1 protein-coding gene is annotated in these 2,660 nt (G+C 47.7%); it reads left to right on the forward strand.

What is annotated here, in order from left to right:
* A partial coding sequence (locus tag AC1DDK_RS26095; protein WP_477634195.1) for a putative Ig domain-containing protein occupies positions 1–2,660 on the forward strand: 2,660 nt, incomplete at both ends.

Consider the following 2,660-nt stretch of genomic DNA (forward strand, 5'->3'; position numbering starts at 1 on the left):
GCTACTGTACCGGCTGGGGGTATCTACGACAGAGTAGAGATCCGTTTCGGTGCATTGGTTTCTGCTTTAGACAATTTAAATATATACGGTGCGGAAGTTATTTATCCTAATCCGACAGTCACCTCAGGTGATCAGTCGATCTGTTCGGGCAGCACTGCTGTACTGAAAGCCACTGCTAACGGAGGTACTACTTTAAGATGGTTTGCTACCGCTAGCAGTACAACAGTACTTGCCACCGGAGAGACCTTTACTACCCCTGCACTGACTGCTACTACTACCTATTATATAGAAGTAAGCAAAGCTGGTTGTGCAAATGTAGAGCGTGTACCTGTTAAGGTAACGGTAAATCCAGCAATTGTTTTTGCGACTACAGTATTGAGCAATGCTACAGTAAACTCATCCTATTCAAAACAGATCAATGTGGCTACCGGTGGTACGCCAGCATTTACTTATACCCTTGCGGCAGGCAGCAGCTTACCTGCAGGACTGACTTTRTCAGCTAACGGTACAATTGGCGGGACCCCGACAGCCTCCGGAGACTTCACTTTCTCTGTTGTTGCAACCGACAGTAAACTGTGTACAGCAACAGCGGCTTATACTTTAAAAGTAACAGCAGCTTTGGCGCTTCCTGCGGCTACTTTACCAAACGGCATTGTAGGTACCGTATATCCTACGCAGACCATACCTGCAGCTACAGGCGGTACTACACCATATACCTATACTGCCACCAATCTTCCTCCGGGTCTGACCTTTAACCCGTCGACCAGGGAGATCACCGGTACCCCTACACAGAAAGGTACATTTGTAATTCCTGTTACGGCTACTGATGCGAACGGCAACAGTGTATCCAATGATTATACCATTATTGTAAGGGATCCATTGGTATTGCCGGCCGCTACCCTGGCAGATGGTACAGTAGGTGTTCCTTATCCTGCACAGACCATTCCGGCTGCAACAGGAGGGGCGGGTCCTTATACTTACAGTGCTACAGGCATACCTGCAGGACTGAGCTTTGATCCATTAACCCGTACCATCACCGGTACACCAACTACAAAAGGTACCTTTACTATTCCGGTAAAAGTTACCGATGCAGACGGTAACAGTGTTACCAGAAATTATACAATAAAAGTAAGCGATCCACTGGTGCTGCCGGCAAAAGTTCTTGCAGACGGTACAGCGGGTACACTATATGCTACCGAGACCCTTCCATCAGCAACAGGTGGTACCGGTCCTTATACTTATGTTGCCACTAATCTTCCTGCGGGATTAAGCTTTAATGCCACTACCCGTCAGATCAGCGGAACACCAACCCAGTCTGGTTCTTACAATATAAATGTAGAAGTTACCGATGCTGTGGGAGCAAAAGCTACCCAGACCTATGCTTTAAAAGTAAATGGGGTATTGTCACTTCCTACAGCGGTATTGCCAGCTGGTCTGGTAGGTACAGTTTACCCTGCCCAGACCTTACCTGCAGTAACCGGCGGTACATCACCATATACCTATGCTGCAACAGGTGTCCCTGCAGGACTGAGCTTTGATCCTTTAACCCGTAAACTTACAGGCACCCCTGCAACCGGCGGGAACTATACGATCAAGGTAACTGCAACGGATGCGAACAACCTATCTACCAGTACAGATTATGCATTGGTAGTTAATGTTGGCGCCCCTGTAGTTGCGGGAGCTACTACCTGCAGTGGCACTACAGCAACACTGACCGTATCCAATACCCTTCCGGGAGTAACGTACAGGTGGTATGCTTCAACCGGCAACACTTCGATAGCTAACGGATCAAGCTTTACCACCCCTGTCTTAACAGCCACTACTACGTATTATGTAGAGGCAGTATCAGGTACAGCAGTAAGCAGCCGTACTTCTGTTGTTGTTACCATCAATGCTGCTCCTGCACTGGCAGCTATCGTTACCAATAACGAGACCATCAGTTCAGGCCAGACCGCTACGCTTCAGGCCACAGCCGATGCGGGCAATACCATTAAATGGTATGCAGCAGCAAGTGGCGGAGCATCATTGGCTACCGGACCAAGCTTTACCACTCCTGCTTTAGCAGCTACCACTACTTATTATGTAGAGACTGAAAGTGCATCAGGTTGTGTGAGCTCATCAAGAGTRGCAGTGAAAGTAACGGTAACCAGCGGACCTGTAAATCCGAACTGTAATGCAGCAACAGCACAACAAAGCGGTATAGATGGTCTTTGTTTATTATGCGGAGTAGACAATCCTGGTGCATCGACTGATGCGAATGCTACCAATTTCACCAGCATCCATTTGGCGGTAGGTGTAGGGGCAACGGGTTATCAGCGTCTGATTTTTGCAAGTGCAGGATCAGCTACCGACAGTATCCGTTTAGATCTTGAGACCCCAACAGGTCTTGCAGATGTAAGTGTACTTGGAGGTGCTACTGTTACTGTGTTGAACGGTACAAGCGTGGTGAACAGCTATCCGCTGAATTCGAGTCTTTTAAAACTTAAACTATTAAGCGGCAACAGGTTTAAAGCTACTGTACCGGCTGGGGGTATCTACGACAGAGTAGAGATCCGTTTCGGTGCATTGGTTTCTGCTTTAGACAATTTAAATATATACGGTGCGGAAGTTATTTATCCTAATCCGACAGTCACCTCAGGTGATCAGTCGATCTGTTCGGG

Source organism: Pedobacter sp. 05T44, from assembly GCF_056395985.1.